This is a genomic window from Methylobacterium indicum (assembly GCF_001043895.1).
Lineage (GTDB): Bacteria > Pseudomonadota > Alphaproteobacteria > Rhizobiales > Beijerinckiaceae > Methylobacterium > Methylobacterium indicum.
The window spans coordinates 18,312-35,858 of record NZ_JTHF01000063.1; the positions used below are offsets into that span (position 1 = coordinate 18,312).

Annotated in this window: 13 protein-coding genes; 8 read left to right on the forward strand and 5 right to left on the reverse strand. The window is 71.0% G+C overall.

Translation table 11 applies throughout. The features are described from left to right. Positions 1-61 precede the first annotated feature (61 nt). From QR78_RS07820 to QR78_RS07835, 4 genes are read left to right on the forward strand one after another with little or no spacing between them, the layout of a single operon-like run. Entirely contained in the window at positions 62-1,006 is a 945-nt protein-coding gene (locus tag QR78_RS07820) for an ABC transporter permease (RefSeq protein ID WP_048426936.1), read from the forward strand. Continuing rightward, entirely contained in the window at positions 1,003-1,851 is an 849-nt protein-coding gene (locus QR78_RS07825; protein WP_202972706.1) for an ABC transporter permease, read from the forward strand. The genes QR78_RS07820 and QR78_RS07825 overlap by 4 nt, the downstream gene beginning before the upstream one ends. Beyond that, positions 1,851-2,675, forward strand: a complete 825-nt coding sequence (locus tag QR78_RS07830; protein ID WP_179945840.1) for an ATP-binding cassette domain-containing protein — start codon at positions 1,851-1,853, stop codon at positions 2,673-2,675. Before QR78_RS07825 ends, QR78_RS07830 begins: the two co-directional genes overlap by 1 nt. Next, positions 2,672-3,508 carry an ATP-binding cassette domain-containing protein gene (locus QR78_RS07835; RefSeq protein WP_048426937.1) on the forward strand — a complete coding sequence of 279 codons (837 nt, stop codon included), beginning with the start codon at positions 2,672-2,674 and terminating at the stop codon, positions 3,506-3,508. The genes QR78_RS07830 and QR78_RS07835 overlap by 4 nt, the downstream gene beginning before the upstream one ends. 250 nt (positions 3,509-3,758) lie before the next feature. Here QR78_RS07835 and QR78_RS07840 read toward each other — a convergent pair whose 3' ends face one another. Together QR78_RS07840 and aptA are read right to left on the reverse strand one after the other, a co-directional pair. After that, positions 3,759-5,255: a CoA-acylating methylmalonate-semialdehyde dehydrogenase gene (locus QR78_RS07840; RefSeq protein ID WP_048426938.1), complete on the reverse strand. Its 1,497-nt coding sequence runs from the start codon at positions 5,253-5,255 to the stop codon at positions 3,759-3,761. Between the two features lie 287 nt (positions 5,256-5,542). Then, entirely contained in the window at positions 5,543-6,874 is a 1,332-nt protein-coding gene (gene aptA / locus QR78_RS07845; RefSeq protein ID WP_048426939.1) for an omega-aminotransferase AptA, read from the reverse strand. Positions 6,875-7,037: 163 nt separating this feature from the next. Here aptA and QR78_RS07850 point away from each other — a divergent pair, with 163 nt between their 5' ends. The 4 genes from QR78_RS07850 (at position 7,038) to QR78_RS07865 (ending at position 10,633) form a co-directional block, all read left to right on the forward strand. Continuing rightward, positions 7,038-7,589 (forward strand): cupin domain-containing protein, encoded by a 552-nt coding sequence (locus QR78_RS07850; protein ID WP_048426940.1) that lies wholly within the window; start codon positions 7,038-7,040, stop codon positions 7,587-7,589. A gap of 69 nt (positions 7,590-7,658) precedes the next feature. Further along, entirely contained in the window at positions 7,659-8,360 is a 702-nt protein-coding gene (locus QR78_RS07855; RefSeq protein WP_244276485.1) for a GntR family transcriptional regulator, read from the forward strand. Positions 8,361-8,489: 129 nt separating this feature from the next. Further along, a complete protein-coding gene (locus tag QR78_RS07860) occupies positions 8,490-9,386 on the forward strand; it encodes a dihydrodipicolinate synthase family protein (protein WP_048426942.1) in 897 nt (298 codons plus the stop codon). 5 nt (positions 9,387-9,391) lie between these two features. Further along, positions 9,392-10,633, forward strand: coding sequence for an NAD(P)/FAD-dependent oxidoreductase (locus QR78_RS07865; RefSeq protein ID WP_048426943.1), 1,242 nt, complete (start codon positions 9,392-9,394; stop codon positions 10,631-10,633). A 155-nt stretch (positions 10,634-10,788) separates the two neighbouring features. Here QR78_RS07865 and paaZ read toward each other — a convergent pair whose 3' ends face one another. From paaZ to QR78_RS07880, 3 genes are all read right to left on the reverse strand, one after another. Beyond that, on the reverse strand, positions 10,789-12,819 hold the full coding sequence (gene paaZ / locus QR78_RS07870) for a phenylacetic acid degradation bifunctional protein PaaZ (protein ID WP_048426944.1): 2,031 nt from the start codon (positions 12,817-12,819) through the stop codon (positions 10,789-10,791). Positions 12,820-12,961: 142 nt separating this feature from the next. Continuing rightward, entirely contained in the window at positions 12,962-14,734 is a 1,773-nt protein-coding gene (locus tag QR78_RS07875; RefSeq protein ID WP_048426945.1) for a HAMP domain-containing methyl-accepting chemotaxis protein, read from the reverse strand. Positions 14,735-14,923: 189 nt separating this feature from the next. Next, positions 14,924-17,200 carry an NADP-dependent malic enzyme gene (locus QR78_RS07880; RefSeq protein ID WP_048426946.1) on the reverse strand — a complete coding sequence of 759 codons (2,277 nt, stop codon included), beginning with the start codon at positions 17,198-17,200 and terminating at the stop codon, positions 14,924-14,926. Positions 17,201-17,547: the final 347 nt, after the last annotated feature.

Consider the following 17,547-nt stretch of genomic DNA (forward strand, 5'->3'; position numbering starts at 1 on the left):
CTTCACATTCGATGACACAGTTCGGTCACAACAAAGCGCTCCCGATGCTTGAGTTCACCCCATGCTGAGGCACTTCCTCCGCCGCGCCGCCGGCTTCGCGGTCACGTTCCTGCTGATCTCGATCCTCGTGTTCTGCATGATGGAGATCGTGCCCGGGGACCCGGCCTCGGCGATGCTCGGCACCTCGGCGACGCCCGAAACGCTGGCCGCACTCCGCGCCCAGATGGGCCTCGATGCGCCGGCCTATCTCCGCTACCTGCGCTGGCTCGGCGGGCTCCTCGTCGGCGACATGGGGACGTCCACCACCTACGGCGTGCCGGTGGGCGCGCTGATCCGGGAGCGCCTGGCGGTGACCCTGCCGCTCACCGGGCTCGCGGTGCTCATGGCCGTCGGCATCGCCCTGCCCCTCGGCGTCACCGCGGCGGCGCGGCCCGGCGGCGTGGCGGACGGGGCCGCCACCCTCTACGCCCAGGCCGGCATCGCGGTGCCGAATTTCTGGATCGGGCTCCTGCTCATCATGGTGGTGGCGCTCGGCCTCGGCTGGCTGCCGGCCGGAGGCTTCCCGGGCTGGGACGACCCCGCGGCGGCGTTCCGCGCCCTGCTGCTGCCGGCTCTCGCGCTCGCCATCCCGCAATCGGCGGTGCTGACCCGGGTGACGCGGGCCTCGGTGGTCGAGGTGATGAACGAGGATTTCGTCCGCACCGCCCGGGCCAAGGGCGCCTCGGTCTCCCGCGCGCTCTGGCGCCACGCGGTGCCGAACGCGCTCGTGCCGGTCATCACCATGCTGGGGCTGCAGATCTCGTTCCTGATCGGCGGCGCGGTCCTGGTCGAGAACGTGTTCACCCTGCCGGGCATGGGCCGGCTCGCCTGGCAGGCCCTCTCCCAGCGCGACCTGATCGTGATCCAGAACGTCGTGATGGTGTTCGCCACCATCGTCATCGTGGTCAATCTCGGGGTCGACCTGCTCTACACCGTGGTCGATCCCCGCTTGAGGAGGCGCGCATGACGGCTCTCGCCTTGAAGATGCGGCGCGGGTGGCGCCCCGGCAGCGTCCCGCTCCTCGTCGGCGGCATCCTGACGGCCCTTCTCATCGCCATCGCGCTCACCTCCCTGGTCTGGACCCCGGCGGACCCGACCCGGATGCGCATCCTGCAGAAGCTCAAGGGGCCGCTGGTCTCGGGGTTGTTGGGCACCGACCAGCTCGGGCGCGACGTCGCCTCGATGCTGATGCGCGGCGCCTTCAACTCGCTCACCACCGCCTTCGCTGCGGTCGCCGTCGGCGCCGTGCTCGGCACGCTCGCTGGCGTCGCGGCAGCGGCGAACCACACGCTCGACGCGGTGCTGATGCGGATCTGCGACGCACTGTTCGCCCTGCCGCCGATCCTGTCGGCGATCATGCTCGGCGCGCTGCTCGGCCCCGGGGCGCTCACCGCCATCGTGGCCATCGGGTTCTTCATGATCCCCGTCTTCGCCCGGGTCACCCGCGGTGCGGCGATGCAGATCTGGGCGCGGGAATACATCATGGCCGCCCGCATGGCCGGCAAGGGCACGGCCCGGATCACGCTCGAGCACGTGCTGCCCAACATCTCGGCCCAGGTCATCGTCCAGGTCACGATCCAGCTCGCCATGGCGATCCTGACCGAGGCGGGTCTGAGCTTCCTGGGGCTCGGCCTGCCGCCGCCGGCCCCGACCTGGGGGCGGATGCTGGCGGAATCGCAGACCTACCTCCTCCAGGCGCCCCACCTGGCGCTCGCCCCGGGCCTCGCCATCGCGGCCGCGGTGCTCGGCCTCAACCTCCTGGGCGACGGGCTCGCCGCCCGCCTCGACCCGCGCCGCCGGCAGGCCTCCTGATGCTCGCGATCCGAAACCTCTCCATCGCCTTCCCGCGGCCCGGGGGCGAGGCCCGCGTCGTCGACGACGTCTCGGTCGAGGTCGGTCGCGGCGAGAGCCTCGGCATCGTCGGCGAATCGGGCTCCGGCAAGTCGATGCTGTCGCTCGCCACCATCGGGCTCCTGCCCAAGAGCGCCCGCACCTCCGGCGAGATCCTGCTCGAGGGCAAAAATATCCTCACGATGGGCGAGCGCGAGCTGTGCTCCCTGCGCGGCCGGCGCATCGGCATGATCTTCCAGGAGCCGATGACGGCGTTGAACCCCGCCATGACGGCGGGCGAGCAGATCGCCGAAGGGATCCGGCTCCACCGCGGCACCGGCCGGGCCGAGGCGCGGGCGGAATCCTTACGCCTCCTCGACCGGGTGCGGATCCCCGATCCCGCGCGGCGCATCGACAGCTACCCCCACGAGATGTCGGGCGGCCAGCGCCAGCGCGTCGGCATCGCGATCGCGCTGGCGCTGAAGCCCGACCTGCTCATCGCCGACGAGCCGACGACGGCGCTCGACGTGACGGTGCAGAAGGACATCCTCGACATCCTCGACGAGCTGGTGGCCGATCTCGGCCTGTCGCTGATCCTGATCAGCCACGACCTCGGGGTGATCGCCCGCAGCACCGACCGCACGCTGGTGATGTGCCGCGGCCGCGCCGTCGAAGCGGGGCCGACCGAATCGGTCCTGCGCCGCCCGAGCGCGCCCTACACGCGCGACCTGATCGCCGCCCTGCCGCGCCGGGCCCGGGCGGGCCTCGGCGAGGAGGCTCCTCTCGCCGCAGGAGGCGCCCGGTGACCGCGCCGCTTCTCTCGATCGACAACCTCCGCCGCGACTACGCCCTGCGCGGGGCCGGCGGCACCATCCGGTCCCTGCGCGCCGTCGACGGCGTCAGCCTCGACGTCGCCCCCGGCAGCATCTTCGCGGTGGTGGGCGAGTCGGGCTGCGGCAAGTCCACCCTCGCCCGTATCGTCATGGCCCTCGACCGGCCGACCGGCGGCACGGTGCGGCTCGGCGGCGACGACCTGTTCGCCCTGTCGCCGAAGGCGCTGGCGCGCAAGCGCCGCGACTTCCAGATGGTGTTTCAGGACCCCTACGGCTCGCTCAACCCGCGCCACTCCGTCGGCCGCATCGTCGCCGAGCCGCTCCACCTCCTCGACGATGCTCCGAGGGGCCGCGATCGCGCCGCCCTGGTCGCCCGGGCGCTGGAGGATGTCGGGCTGCCGGCACAAGCCGCCGAGCGCTACCCTCACGAATTCTCCGGCGGCCAGCGCCAGCGCATCGCCATCGCCCGGGCGCTCATCACCAACCCGAAGCTCGTCGTCGCCGACGAGGCCGTCTCGGCCCTCGACCTGTCGATCCAGGCCCAGATCCTGCGCCTGATCCTGAGCTTGCGCGACCGGCACGGGCTGACGGTCCTGTTCATCACCCACAATATCGGCGTCGTCGACGAGATCGCCGACCGGGTCGGGGTGATGCAGGCGGGGCGGCTGGTCGAGACCGGAACCGTGCGGGAGGTTCTGGACCATCCCCGCGAAGACTACACCCGCACCCTGCTCGCCGCCGAGCCGACGCTGGCGGTGCTGGGGCAGAGACGCCGCCGGGCCTCAGGCGCGGCGCCCGGCATGTAGCGGGCGCATGGCTGACACGTCACCTCGGCGCTTGCCTTGTGCGGTGCAAAATGTGAAAACGATTTCACGCACAGCGGCGATGGCGTCGCCGCGGTGCTGCCCTTCTTGGGCGTTTCCTCCCTTGACTTCGGGCCGCCTCGCAAGAGGCGGCCTTTTTTCTGCGTCCGGCCTCGCCCGGTGCCGATGGGGCCCGGTTACCCGGATCCGCCGGCGGGACGCCCCTTCCCCAAGCGGAAAGGGGCGCCGGTTCTCACTTCATCGTCGGCATCACGAACTCGGCGCCGGCGCGGATGCCGGTGGGCCAGCGGGTCGTGATGGTCTTGAGCCGGGTGTAGAACCGCACGCCCTCCGGGCCGTGCATGTGGTGGTCGCCGAACAGCGACGCCTTCCAGCCGCCGAAGGAGTGGAACGCCATCGGCACCGGGATCGGCACGTTGATGCCGACCATCCCGACCTGGATCTGGTGGGCGAATTCCCGCGCCGCGTCGCCGTCGCGGGTGAAGATCGCCGTGCCGTTGCCGAACTCGTGCTCGTTGATCATCCGCGCCGCGGTCTCGTAGTCGGGGGCGCGGGCGACGGCGAGGACCGGCCCGAAGATCTCCTCCTTGTAGATCGTCATCTCGGGCGTCACCCGGTCGAACAGCGTGCCGCCGACGAAGTAGCCGTTCTCGTAGCCCTGCAGGCTCAGGGTCCGGCCGTCGACCACCAGCTCGGCGCCCTCAGTAACGCCACGGTCGATGTAGCCCTTCACCTTGTCGCGGGCTTGAGCGGTGACGAGCGGGCCCATCTCGGCCTCCGGGTCGGTGCCGGGACCGACCTTCAGCGCGCGGACCTTCGGGACCAGCTTCTCCATCAGCCGGTCGGCGGTGTCCTCGCCGATCGGCACCGCCACCGAGATCGCCATGCAGCGCTCGCCGGCCGAGCCGTAGGCCGCGCCCATCAGGGCGTCGACGGCCTGGTCCATGTCGGCATCGGGCATCACCACCATGTGGTTCTTGGCCCCGCCGAGGCACTGGGCGCGCTTGCCCGTCCGCGCCGCGGTCTCGTAGATGTACTTGGCGATCGGGGTCGAGCCGACGAAGGACACCGCGGAGACGTCGGGATGGTGCAGGAGGGCGTCCACCGCCTCCTTGTCGCCCTGCACCACCGAGAACACGCCGTCGGGGAGCCCCGCCTCCTTCAGCCACTCGGCCATCACCAGGGCGGCGGAGGGGTCGCGCTCGGAGGGCTTGAGCACGAAGCAGTTGCCGCAGGCGAGCGCGACGGGGAACATCCACATCGGCACCATGGCGGGGAAGTTGAACGGCGTGATGCCGGCCACGATCCCGAGCGGCTGGCGGATCGCGCTGCTGTCGACGCGGGTGCCGACATTCTCGGTGATCTCGCCCTTGAGGAGCTGGGGCGCGCCGGTGGCGAACTCGACCACCTCCATGCCGCGCTGGATCTCGCCCTTGGCGTCGGACAGCACCTTGCCGTGCTCGGCGGTGATCACCGCGGCGAGCTCGTCGGTGCGCTCCTCCAGGAAGCGCAGGAACTTGTTGAGGATGCGGGCGCGGCGCAGCGGCGGCGTGGCGGCCCAGGCCGGGAAGGCGGCGCGGGCGGCCGCCACCGCGGCCCCGACCTCGTCGGCGCTGGCCAGCGCCACGGTGCCCGTCTGCTCGCCGGTGGCCGGGTTGAAGACCGGCGCGGTGCGGCCCGAGCGGCCGGGAGTCTGGCTGCCGCCGACGAAGTGTCCGATGGTGTGCATGGTGTCTTTGCTGGTCCGTATGCGGGGATGACGAGAATTTCGATGCTTTGATCCGCGCGGCATGCCTCGCCCCATCCACGATCTCATCCTGAGGTGTTGGTCGATCGCAGATCGACGAACCTCGAAGGAGGGCTCCAGGGATCGCGAGACTTCCGGAGGTCTCCTTCGAGGTCGGTCCATCATTGATGGACCGACACCTCAGGATGAGGTTGCCGTGTGGGAGACGAGGCGCTCGCGGCACCGCTTCCACCGACGAGGAGGCTGTCGATGTCCGGCTGGATGGATGCTTACGCCGCCCGGCGCAGGGCCTCGCCCAGCATCGACGCCATGGTGTCGATGTGCTCGGGCTCCGCGATCAGCGGCGGCGACAGGGCGATGATGTCGCCGGTGACGCGGATGAGCAGGCCCTTCTCGAAGCAATCGGTGAAGACGTCGTAGGCCCGCGCGCCCGGCTTGCCCGCCCGCGGCTCCAGCTCGATGCCGGCGATGAGGCCGATGGTGCGGATGTCGATCACGTTCGGGCAGTCGCGCAGGGCATGCATCGCCGCGTGCCACTGCGCCTGGACCTGCGTCGTGCGGGTGAGGAGGTCCTCCTCCGCGTAGATCTCCAGGGTCGCGAGGCCGGCCGCGCAGGCGACCGGGTGGCCCGAATAGGTGTAGCCGTGGAAGAGCTCGATCGCGCCCTCCGGCCCGTGCATCAGCGCGTCGTGGACCGCGCGGGTCGCGAAGACCGCGCCCATCGGGATCGTGCCGTTGGTCAGCCCCTTGGCGGTGGTGATGAGGTCCGGCGTCACGCCGAAATAATCGGTGGCGAAGGGCGCGCCCAGGCGGCCGAACCCGGTGATCACCTCGTCGAAGATCAGCAGGATGCCGTGCTTCGTGGCGATCGCGCGCAGGCGCTCGAGATAGCCCTTCGGCGGTACCAGCACGCCGGTCGAGCCCGCCACCGGCTCGACGATGACGGCGGCGATGGTCTCGGCGCCGTGGAGCGCCACCAGCCGCTCGAGGTCGTCGGCGAGGTCCGCGCCGTGCTCGGGCTGGCCCTGCACGAAGGCGTTGCGAGACAGATCGTGGGTGTGGCGCAGGTGGTCGACGCCCGGCAGGAGCGGGAACATCCGGCGGTTGTTGACGAGCCCGCCGACCGAGATGCCGCCGAAGCCGACGCCGTGATAGCCGCGCTCGCGCCCGATCACCCGGGTCCGGGTGCCCTGGCCGATGGCGCGCTGGTAGGCGAGCGCGATCTTGAGCGCGGTGTCGACCGATTCCGAGCCCGAGCCGGTGAAGAACACCCGGTCGAGCGTGCCGCCCGGCGCGATGGCGGCCAGGCGCTCGGCGAACTCGAAGGCGATCGGGTGGCCCATCTGGAACGAGGGCGCGTAGTCGAGGGTCGAGAGCTGGCGCTCGACGGCTTCCGCGATGCGGCGGCGGCCGTGGCCGGCATTGACGCACCACAGGCCGGCGGTGCCGTCGAGGACGGTGCGGCCGTCATCCGCCGTGTAGTGCATGCCCTCGGCCGCCACGAGGAGGCGCGGCGCCGCCTTGAACTGGCGGTTGGCCGTGAACGGCATCCAGTAGGCGTCGAGGCTCGGGCGGTTGAGGCGCGGCGGATGGGCGTTCATGGCTCTGGTCCTCGACGGGGCTCTGTGGGGCGCGGTCGCCGCCAGACAAGACCGTTCCGGGGAGGCCAACAAGTCCTTTTCTGCCGCATGCCAACCCTTTGCCACCGCAGGCCCGCGAGCTAGAGTGTTGCGCGATCCGCAACAGCCTCAACAGGGAGCCGGCGTGACCAACGACGAGGTGGGCGCGCGCCTGCGCCACGTCCGCACCCTGCACGGCCTGTCGCAGCGGGCGCTCGCCAAGCGCGCCGGGGTGGTGAACTCGACGATCTCGCTGATCGAATCGGGCCAGACCAACCCGTCGGTCGGCGCCCTCAAGCGCATCCTCGACGCGGTGCCGATCGGGCTCGCCGAGTTCTTCTCGCTGACCCCGGAGCGGACCGAGAAGGCGTTCTACGCCAGCGAGGAACTGGTCGAGATCGGCAAGGGGCGGATCTCCTACCGGCAGGTCGGCGACAGCCTGTTCGGCCGCGCCCTGCAGCTCCTGAAGGAGCGCTACGAGCCCGGCGCCGATACCGGCCGCGTGCCGCTGGTCCATGACGGCGAGGAAGGCGGCATCGTGCTCTCGGGGCGGCTCGAGGTGACGGTGGACGACGAGCGCCGGGTGCTGGGCCCCGGCGACGCCTACTACTTCTCGAGCCGGCGGCCGCACCGCTTCCGCTGCGTCGGCCCGACCCCGTGCGAGGTCGTGAGCGCCTGCACGCCGCCGACCTTCTGAGCGTCTTGCCAGGGTCTGATCGTATACAATATTGGGTCGGGTGACAGGGTTGGAGTGGAGAACATGGCCGTGACGGAGCGCGCACGCGGAGCCCGATCCGTCGCCGGGGGCCTCGGACACCGGACCGTCTCGGCGGCGGTGGCCGAGGCCCTGCGGCAGCGCATCCTCTCGGGCGCCCTGGCGCCGGGCGTCCAGCTGCGCCAGGACGCGCTGGCCGAGGAATTCGGCATCAGCCGGATCCCGATCCGCGAGGCGCTGCTGCAACTGGAGGCCGGCGGCCTCGTCAAGATCGTGCCGCATCGCGGTGCGGTCGTGTCGGGCCTCTCGATCGAGGAGGTCGAGGACATCTTCCAGCTCCGCGTCTCCCTCGAGCCGCAATTGCTGATCCTCTCGGCCCGCCACCTCACGCCACAGGACTTTTCCGAGCTGCGCGCCCTGCGCGACGAGTACGGTGCCGCACTCAAGGCCGGCACGGTCGAGACCTGGGGCGAGCTGAACCGGCGCTTCCATCTCGGCCTGCTGCGCCATGCCGGACGGCCGCGCTCGCTCGCGATCATCGCCGGCCTGCTCCAGGATTGCGACCGCCCGACCCGGCTCCAGCTCTCCGTCACCGGCGACGTCGCCCGCGCCGACATGGAGCACACCACCATCCTCGACCTGTGCGAGGCCGGCGAGATCGTCGCGGCGGCGAATCTCCTGCGGATCCACGTCGAGCATGCCGGGCGGTCGCTGGTGGAGATTTATCGCCGCTCGGCCGCATCCCCGGCTTGATCCGCGCGCATATTTTATACAATCTGCGAACCAAGAGCCACGGAGGGCCGGTGTCCTGTGCGTGGCGCCGCGGTCGCGCGATCCGTGGCGGATCATGCGGCCCGATGAGCCCGGAGAGGAAACACACCCATGTGGACAGGCGTCCTTCCCGCCGTCACCACCAAGTTCACCCCCGACGGTGATCTCGATCACGCCGAGATGGAGCGCTGCTTCGCGCTCCAGATGCAGGCCGGCTGCGACGGGATCATCGTCTGCGGCTCGCTCGGCGAGGGGCCGATGCTGTCGCCCGACGAGCGGCTCGCGGTGCTGAAGACCGCCCGGTCGGTGGCGGGCCCCAAGCCGGTGCTGCTCACGATCTCCGAGGCCGGCACCCGCGAGGCCTGCGCGCTGGCGGCCCGGGCCGCCAAGGCCGGCGCGTCGGGCCTGATGGTGGTGCCGAGCCCGATCTACCACACCGACGCGGACGAGACCGTCGCCACCCTGAGCGCGGTCGCCGCCGCCGGCGATCTGCCGGTGATGATCTACTCGAACCGCGTCGCCTACCGGGTCGACGTGACGGTGCCGATCATGGAGCGGCTGGCCGCGGATGCGCGCTTCGTCGCCATCAAGGAATCCTCCGACGACATCCGCCGCACCACCGAGATCATCAACCATTTAGGTGACCGCTTCGCGGTGCTGACCGGCGTCGACAACCTCGCCTTCGAGGCGCTGAGCGTCGGCGCGGTCGGCTGGGTCGCGGGCCTCGTCGTCGCCTTCCCCGAGGAGACCGTGGCGATCTACCGGCTGATGAAGGCAGGGCGGATCGCGGAGGCGCTCGAGATCTACCGCTGGTTCCGCCCGCTCCTCGACCTCGACGTCTCGACCTTCCTGGTCCAGAACATCAAGCTCGCCGAGGCGCTGGCGATCGGCTCGACCGAGCATCTCCGCATGCCGAGAAAGCCGCTCTCGGGCGAGCGCCGGGCCGCCGTCGAGGCGATCGTGCGCACCGCCCTGGAGCGCCGCCCCGCCCTGAAGCGGGCGGCGTAAGGGGCTTGGCCCGCGAGGTCGTCATCGTCGGAGCCGGCATCGTCGGCCTCGCCACCGCCCACCACCTGCTGGCCGAGGGCCGGCGGGTGCGGCTCATCGAGCGCGGCGGCATCGCCGAGGGGGCGAGCCTCGGCAATGCCGGGGCGCTCGCCTTCACGGACGTGCTGCCGCTCGCCTCGCCGGGCATCCTGCGCAAGGCGCCGCGCTGGATGCGCGATCCCCTCGGGCCCCTGGCGCTGCCGCCCGCCTACCTGCCGCGGATCGCGCCCTGGCTCGTGCGCTTCTGGCGCGCCAGCCTGCCCGACCGGCACCGGCACGCGACAAAAGTCCAGTCCGGCCTGATGCGGCTCGCCGCGGACGCCATGGCGGCGATGGTGGACGCTGCCGGCCTGACTGGACGGCTGCGCCATGACGGCAATCTCGAACTCTACGAGAGCGAGGCGGAACTCGCCGCCTCCGCGCCCGGCTGGGCGGTGCGGGAACGGGAGGGCATCGCCTTCGAACATGTCCGCGGCGCCCGCCTCGCCGAGTTGCAGCCCGGCCTGTCGCCGCGGTTCGTGGCCGGCACCTTCACGCCCCACTGGATGACGGTGGACGATCCGTACCGTTTCGCCCTGGCGCTCCACGCCGACGTGATGGCGAAGGGCGCCGCGCTCACGACAGGCGAGGTGCGGGACATCGCGCCTGCGGGCGAGGGCGTGCGCCTGACGCTGGCCGACGGCACGTCACTCACCGTCGAGGCCTGCGTCCTCGCCGCCGGGGCCTGGTCGCGGGATCTGGCGCGCCGCCTCGGCGACCGGGTGCCGCTCGACACCGAGCGCGGCTACAACACCACGCTGCCGCCCGGCGCCTTCGATCTGCGCCGCCAGCTCACCTTCGGCGGCCACGGCTTCGTGGTGACGCCGCTCGCCACGGGGGTCCGGGTCGGCGGCGCCGTCGAGTTTGGCGGCCTGCACCGACCGCCCAACTTCGCCCGCGCCGACGCGATGCTGAAGAAGGCCGCCGCCTTCCTGCCGGGCCTGCGCACCGAGGGCGGCCGGCAGTGGATGGGCTTTCGCCCCTCGCTCCCCGACAGCCTGCCGGTGATCGGCCCGTCGCGGGCGACGCCACGCGTGATCTACGCCTTCGGCCACGGCCATCTCGGCCTGACGCAGAGCGCCGGGACGGGGCGGATCGTGGCCGATCTGCTGGCGGGGCGTCGGCCCGGGGTGGATGTGGCGGCTTTGCGGGCGGGGCGGTTCGGGTGAGACCTACCCAGATCAATTTTGCTCTACGGCAGGGTTGTCCGGGAAACGGGAAAAGGCGCGGGACATCCTCGTCCCGCCCCGGAGAGAAGTGAAACCCCCGCCCCTTCGTTTCCCCGGACAGCTCTGCGCGGAGGGGAGGGGTTCAGGCACCCCGCTCACGACCCCCGCATCGCGTTCATCGTCAGCAACTCGTAGGTTGCCGCCGTTTCCCCCGCCGCCGTCCGGATCTCCACGTCCCAGCGTACCTCGCCGTATTGCGGGTTGCGGGGCGATTTCTCCTTGGCGGTGAGCCGCACCCGGATCGCCTCGCCGGGCTGGAGCGGCTTGAGGAAGCGCAAGGAATCGAGCCCGTAATTGGCCAGGACCGGGCCCGGATCGGGATCGACGAACAGGCCGGCGGCGAAGGACAGGAGCAGGTAGCCGTGGGCGACGCGGCCGGGGAAGAACGGATGGCCCTTCGTCGCCTCCTCGCTCATATGGGCGTAGAAGGTGTCGCCGGTGAATTCGGCGAAATGCTCGATGTCCTCGAGCGTGATCACCCGCTCGGCGGAGTGGAAGCTGCGGCCGATCTCCAGGTCCTCGAAGTGGCAGCGGAACGGATGCTCGGGGCGGATGTCCTCCGGCGCGCCCTTGATCCAGCTTCCGGTGATCCGGCTCAGCATCGCGGGCGAGCCCTGGAGGGCGGTGCGCTGCAGGTAGTGGTGCAGCGCCCGCACGCCGCCGAGCTCCTCGCCGCCGCCGGCCCGGCCGGGGCCGCCATGGGTCATGTGCGGCATCGGCGAGCCGTGGCCGGTCTGCTCCCTGGCGCAGTCGCGGTCGAGGACGACGAGCCGGCCGTGATAGGCGCCGATGCCGAAGACGAGGTCCGCGGCCGCTGCCGGATCGTGGGTGTAGAGCGAGGCGACGAGGCTCCCTTCGCCGCGATTGGCGAGGGTCGCCGCCTCGTCGAGCCCGTCATAGCCCATCACGGTGCAGACCGGGCCGAAGGCTTCGAGGCTGTGCACCTGGCGCGCCCGGAGCGGATCGGCACAGTGCAGGAGCAGCGGCGGCAGGAAGGCGCCGGCCTCGGCATCCGCCCCCTCGACCGCGAGACGGGCGGGATCGCCGAAGACCAGCTCGGCCTCCGCCCGCAGGGCCTCGACCCGGGCGAGCACGTCGCGGCGCTGCGCGAGGCCCACCACCGGCCCCATCCGGACGTCCTCGCGGGCGGGATCGCCGATCTTGACCCCGGCGAGGCGCCGGCTCAGGGCCTCGATCACCGCCGGGACATGCTCGCGCGGTGCCAGCGCCCGGCGGATCGCCGTGCATTTCTGCCCGGCCTTGACGGTCATCTCCTTGGCGACCTCCTTGATGTAGAGGTCGAATTCCGGGCTGCCCGGCCCGGCATCGGGGGCGAGGATCGCGGCGTTGAGCGAATCGCGCTCGGCCACGAAATGCACCGCCTCGCGGGCGATCACCGGATGGCGCTGGAGCCGCTGCGCCGTCTCGGCCGAGCCGGTGAACGACACCACGTCCTGGCCGGTGAGGTGATCGAGCAGGTCGCCGGTCGGGCCGACCACGCATTGCAGCGCGCCTGCGGGCAGGATGCCGGATTCGGCGATCAGCCGCACCAGGGCATGGGCGACGTAAGCCGTGATCGTGGCGGGCTTCGTCACCACCGGCATGCCGGCGAGGATCGCGGGGGCGAGCTTTTCGAGCAGGCCCCAGCACGGGAAGTTGAAGGCGTTGATGTGGACGGCGCAGCCGTGGCGCGGCGTCATCACGTGGCGACCGACGAAGCTGCCGCCGCGCGACAGCGGCTCCACCGCCCCGTCGATCAGGAAGGTCTCGTTCGGCAGTTCCCGCCGCCCCTTCGAGGCGTAGACGAACAGGGTGCCGATGCCGCCGTCGATGTCGATCAGGTTGTCGGTGCGGGTCGCCCCGGTCTGGTGCGAGAGGGCGTAGAGCCCGTCGCGGCGCTCGTTGAGATAGGCGGCGAGCCGCTTCAGCATCTCGGCGCGCTGGTGGAAGGTGAGACGGTGCAGGGCAGGACCACCGACCCGGCGGGCATGGTCCAGCACCTCGCCCATCGCCAGCCCGCCGCCCGCGACCTCCGCCACCACGGCGCCGGTCACGGCGCTGCGGATGCCGGTCCAGTCTCCCCCCGGCGCGATCCAGCGTCCCTGGACGTAGCTCTCCAGCCGCATGGCGTCCCTCCTGTTCGTTGGCGCCCATTATTGACCGACCGGCCGGTTGGTCAAGCGGGGGCGGACGTTCAGGGCTCGGAACGCGAACGGGCCGCGATCCCGCAGGGAGATCGCGGCCCGTGCCGTCCGGCGGGGAGGGCGCTCAGGCGGCGCGGATGCGGGAGAGAAAGCGCGTGACCTCGGTGCTGAGATGCTCGGCCTCCCGCGAGACCGAGGAGGCGACGGTGAGCATCCGGCCGGCTTCGCCGCCGGTCTGGCCGGCCGCGTCGGCGACACCCTGGATCGTCGTCGTGACCGCGCCGGTGCCGGCGGCGGCATGGCTGATGTTGCGGACGATCTCCTGCGTCGCCACGCCCTGCTCCTCGACCGCCGCCGCGATCGTGGTCGAGATGTCGCTCAGGGTCCCGATCCGGCCGGCGATCGTGCCGATCGCCTCGACGGCCTCCCGGGTCGCGCCCTGGATGCCGCCGATCTGCGCCGAGATCTCCTCGGTGGCCTTGGCGGTCTGGGTGGCGAGCTGCTTGACCTCCGCCGCGACGACCGCGAAGCCGCGGCCCGCCTCGCCGGCCCGGGCCGCCTCGATCGTGGCGTTGAGCGCCAGAAGGTTGGTCTGGCCGGCGATGCCGTTGATCATCGCCACCACGTCGCCGACCCGCGTCGCCGCCTGGCTCAGGGTCCGCACCAGCTCGGCGGTCTGCGCCGCCTCGGCCACGCTCTCCTTGGCGAGGGCGGCCGAGCCCGAGACCTGGCGGGCGATCTCGCCGACCGAGGTGCTGAGCTGCTGGGCCGCCGCCGCCACGGTGGCGACGTTGACGGAGGCTTCCTGCGCCGCCTGGGTCACCGCGCTGGAGCGCTCCGCCGTGCCGTCGGCGAGCCGCGACAAGCCTTGCGCGCTGGCCTGCAGCTCGGTCGCCGAGGTCGCCACCGTCCGGGCGATGCCGCCCACCGCCTCCTCGAAGGCATCGGCGAGGGACGCGGTCTGCGCCCGGCGGGCGACCCGGCGCTCCTCGCTCTCCCGGGCGTGGCGCGCCTCGAGATCGGTCGCGAGGTTGGTCTTGAAGGATTCCAGGCTGCGGGCCATGTCGCCGACCTCGTCGCGCCGCTGCGTCCCCGGGACCTCGGCCGCGTAGTCGCCGGCCGCGATCCGGCCCATCGCGGTCCCCACCGAGGCATAGCCCCGCACCAGGGCCTCGTAGGCGAACCAGGCGAGCGCCAGGACCGACCCCGCGGTGACCGCCAGCATGCCGAGGACGACCAGGAAGGCGAGGCTCGCCCGCTCCTCGTTCTCCACCACCGCCTGCCTGGTCCGGGTGTCCAGCATGACGTAGAAGTCGTCGAGCGGCTTCATGATCTTGGCCTTGGCCGCGTGGTAGGCGTCCGAGTGGACGAGCTGGATCGCCCGGTCGCGATCCCGCTCCGCCACCCCGGACTGGCCCTTGCCGTCGACGAGCCCCATCGCCTCGTTCTCGACGCTGACGAGCTCGTTGGAGTTGCGGACCGATTCCGCCAGCTTCGCCTCTTCCTCCGGCGTCACGCCGACGCGCTTCATCAGCGTGCTCACCGCCACGGTCTCGCCGTCGGGGCGGGGCTTGGCGTCGCCGGCGGCCACGAAGTCCCAGTAGATGCGGTGATACTCGACCGGCCGGGCCTTGCGGCCGGCCCGGATGTCGACGACGTCCTGATATTGCCGCTTGAAGCTCGGATTGCCGGTGACGACGTAGGTGCGTCCCAGCCGGGTCAGGTCGTCCGAGGTCTGCCGCAGCTCGGTCGCCAGGAGAATGGAGGACAGGCGCGTGTCCTGCGCCGCTTTCACGCGTTCGTTTGACTGTTTGTAGAGAATAAATGCGCCGGCCAGCAGAGTGGTCGACACGAAACTGGCGGCACACAAGCCAACGAACTTTCGGGCAAGGCTCATGATCGATTTCCTCTCGGAAGTCGAAATGACACGGATGCCCTTAAGAAAGGGAGAATCTGCGTCCTGCTGCCGCAATATTCATCGTCCGAGCGGTCCTCCGGCGCGGGAGAGGCCGTCGCCGGAGGCCGGACCCGCGGCGGGTCGTCGGCGATCGGCCGCCGGGGCGTCGCCCGGCGGCCGTCGTCTCGGTCAGCCCGCCCGTGCGGCGGCGGCTACCGCCGTCACCGCCGTCATGTTGACGATGCCGCGCACGGTGGTGGTGTGGGTGAGGATGTGGACCGGGGCGGCCGCACCCAGCAGGATCGGCCCGACGCTGATGCCCTGGCCCGCCACCACCTTGAGGGCGTTGAGGGTGATGTTGGCGGCGTCCAGGTTCGGCATCACCAGGAGGTTGGCTTCCCCGGTGAGGCGCGAGTCCGGAAACACCCGCTCCATCAGCGGCCGGCTCAGCGCCGCGTCGGCCTGCATCTCGCCCTCGACCTCGAGATCGGGCTCGCGCTCGGTGATCAGCCGCAGGGCCTCGCGCATCTTGGAGGCGGAGGGGTTGCGGGCGGTGCCGAAGCTCGAATGCGAGACGAGCGCGACCCGCGGGGTCTGGCCGAAGCGGCGCATCTCGGCCGCGGCGAGCAGAGTCATGTCGGCGAGCTCGTCCGAGGCCGGATCGAGATGGATGTAGGGGTCGCAGATGAACAGGGTGTGGCGCGGCAGCTGGAGCAGGCTCATGGCGGCCAGCGCCCGCACCTTCGGCGCCAGGCCGATCACCTCCCGCACGTGGCGCAGGTGGCTGTGATAGGAGCCGGTGCCGCCGCAGAGCAGCCCCTGGACCTTGCCGAGATGCAGCAGCATCGCCCCGATCACGGTCGGGTTGCGCCGCGTCTCGGCGAGCGCCACGCCGCGCGACAGCCCGTGGCGCTTGCGCAGGGCGTAGTAGCCCTCGGTCGCCTCGGCCTGGAAAACCTCGTCGTCGAGATCCTGCACGTCGACGTCGCGGCCGACCTCGATGCGAAGACCCAGCGCCTTAATCTTGTCGGCGATGATCTCGCGGCGGCCGACCAGGACCGGACGGGCGATCCCCTCGTCGACCACCACCTGGGCGGCGCGCAGCACCCGGTCGTCCTCGCCCTCGGCATAGGCGATGCGGGTGCGCCCGGCCTCGGTCGCCGCGGCGAAGACCGGCTGCATCACCGTGCCGGAGGTGTAGACGCGGCTCTCCAGCGAGCGGCGATAGGCCTCGACGTCGAGCATCGGCTTCGTGGCAACGCCGCTCTCGGTGGCGGCGAGCGCGACGGCGGGCGCCACCTTGGTGATGAGCCGCGGGTCGAACGGGCGCGGGATCAGGTAATCGGGCCCGAAGGCGATGTCCTGCGTACCGTAGGCGGCCGTCACCACGTCCGACTGCTCGGCGCGGGCGAGTTCCGCGATGGCCCGCACCGCGGCGAGCTTCATCTCCTCGTTGATCGTCGTCGCGCCGACATCGAGCGCGCCGCGGAAGATGAACGGGAAGCACAGGACGTTGTTGACCTGGTTGGGATAGTCCGACCGGCCGGTGGCGATGATCGCGTCGGGGCGCACGGCCTTCGCCGCTTCCGGCCGGATCTCCGGCTCGGGATTGGCGAGGGCCAGGATCAGCGGCTTGTCGGCCATGCCCTTGACCATCTCGGGCGTCAGCGCGCCGGCCGCGGAGAGGCCGAGGAAGATATCAGTTCCCGGCACCGCGTCGGCGAGCGTGCGCGCCTCGGTGACTTGCGCGTATTGCGCCTTCTGGGCGTCGAGGTTGTTGCGGCCCTGGTAGATCACGCCGCGGCTGTCGGTGACCAGCACGTTCGCCTTGTTCAGACCGAGGCTGACCAGCAGGTTGAGGCAGGCGATGGCCGCCGCGCCCGCACCCGAGCAGACGACGCGCACCTCGCCGATCTTCTTGCCGACCACTTCGAGGCCGTTGAGGATCGCCGCGGCGGCGATGATCGCGGTGCCGTGCTGATCGTCGTGGAAGACCGGGATCTTCATCCGCTCACGCAGGCGGGTCTCGATCTCGAAGCACTCGGGGGCCTTGATGTCCTCGAGGTTGATGCCGCCGAAGGTCGGCTCCAGGCTCGCGATGATGTCGACGAGCTTGTCCGGGTCGGTCTCGTCGATCTCGATGTCGAAGACGTCGATGCCGGCGAACTTGCGAAACAGGCAGCCCTTGCCCTCCATCACCGGCTTGCCGGCGAGCGCGCCGATATTGCCGAGGCCGAGCACCGCCGTGCCGTTCGAGATCACCGCCACGAGGTTGCCGCGGGACGTGAGTTCCGCGGCCTGGGCCGGGTCCTTCTCGATGGCGAGGCAGGCCGCGGCGACGCCCGGCGAGTAGGCGAGCGCGAGGTCGCGCTGCGTGCTCATGTCCTTGGTCGGCAGCACCGCGATCTTCCCCGGGGTCGGGAAGCGGTGGTAGTCGAGGGCGGCCTTCTCGAATTGCTCGTCCACGGGGTGTCCTCCTGATGTGTGGGATGGCGGCGCGCGGAGCCGTTTCCCGGCCAGTGCCGTTCGAGGGCACCGATCGGGATGGCAACGCTCAAGGTTAGTGTCGTGATCTCCGCGGATATGCGGGGTTGCACCACGCGGCTGTTACGTCGGCCTGGGCGATGAACGATAAGCTAGACTTTGCCGCCCTGACGCAGACGACCTTCAAGAAGGCGCAGGTTTCCCCTCTCCCCGCGGGCGGGGAGAGGACTTCATCGACCTTGTCGTCGATGAAGTGAGCTGCGAACCGCAGGTTCGCCGCGAGGGTGAGGGGGTGTTTCCGGAAGAGTCTCGTTCGTCGAGACCCCCCT

What these genes read in the sequence shown, in the direction of transcription:
- QR78_RS07875 (WP_048426945.1), bottom strand. Translation starts at nt 14,734, where the DNA reads ATGAGCCTTGCCCGAAAGTTCGTTGGCTTGTGTGCCGCCAGTTTCGTG.
- QR78_RS07825 (WP_202972706.1), top strand. Translation starts at nt 1,003, where the DNA reads ATGACGGCTCTCGCCTTGAAGATGCGGCGCGGGTGGCGCCCCGGCAGC.
- paaZ (WP_048426944.1), bottom strand. Translation starts at nt 12,819, where the DNA reads ATGCGGCTGGAGAGCTACGTCCAGGGACGCTGGATCGCGCCGGGGGGA.
- aptA (WP_048426939.1), bottom strand. Translation starts at nt 6,874, where the DNA reads ATGAACGCCCATCCGCCGCGCCTCAACCGCCCGAGCCTCGACGCCTAC.
- QR78_RS07830 (WP_179945840.1), top strand. Translation starts at nt 1,851, where the DNA reads ATGCTCGCGATCCGAAACCTCTCCATCGCCTTCCCGCGGCCCGGGGGC.
- QR78_RS07860 (WP_048426942.1), top strand. Translation starts at nt 8,490, where the DNA reads ATGTGGACAGGCGTCCTTCCCGCCGTCACCACCAAGTTCACCCCCGAC.
- QR78_RS07820 (WP_048426936.1), top strand. Translation starts at nt 62, where the DNA reads ATGCTGAGGCACTTCCTCCGCCGCGCCGCCGGCTTCGCGGTCACGTTC.
- QR78_RS07840 (WP_048426938.1), bottom strand. Translation starts at nt 5,255, where the DNA reads ATGCACACCATCGGACACTTCGTCGGCGGCAGCCAGACTCCCGGCCGC.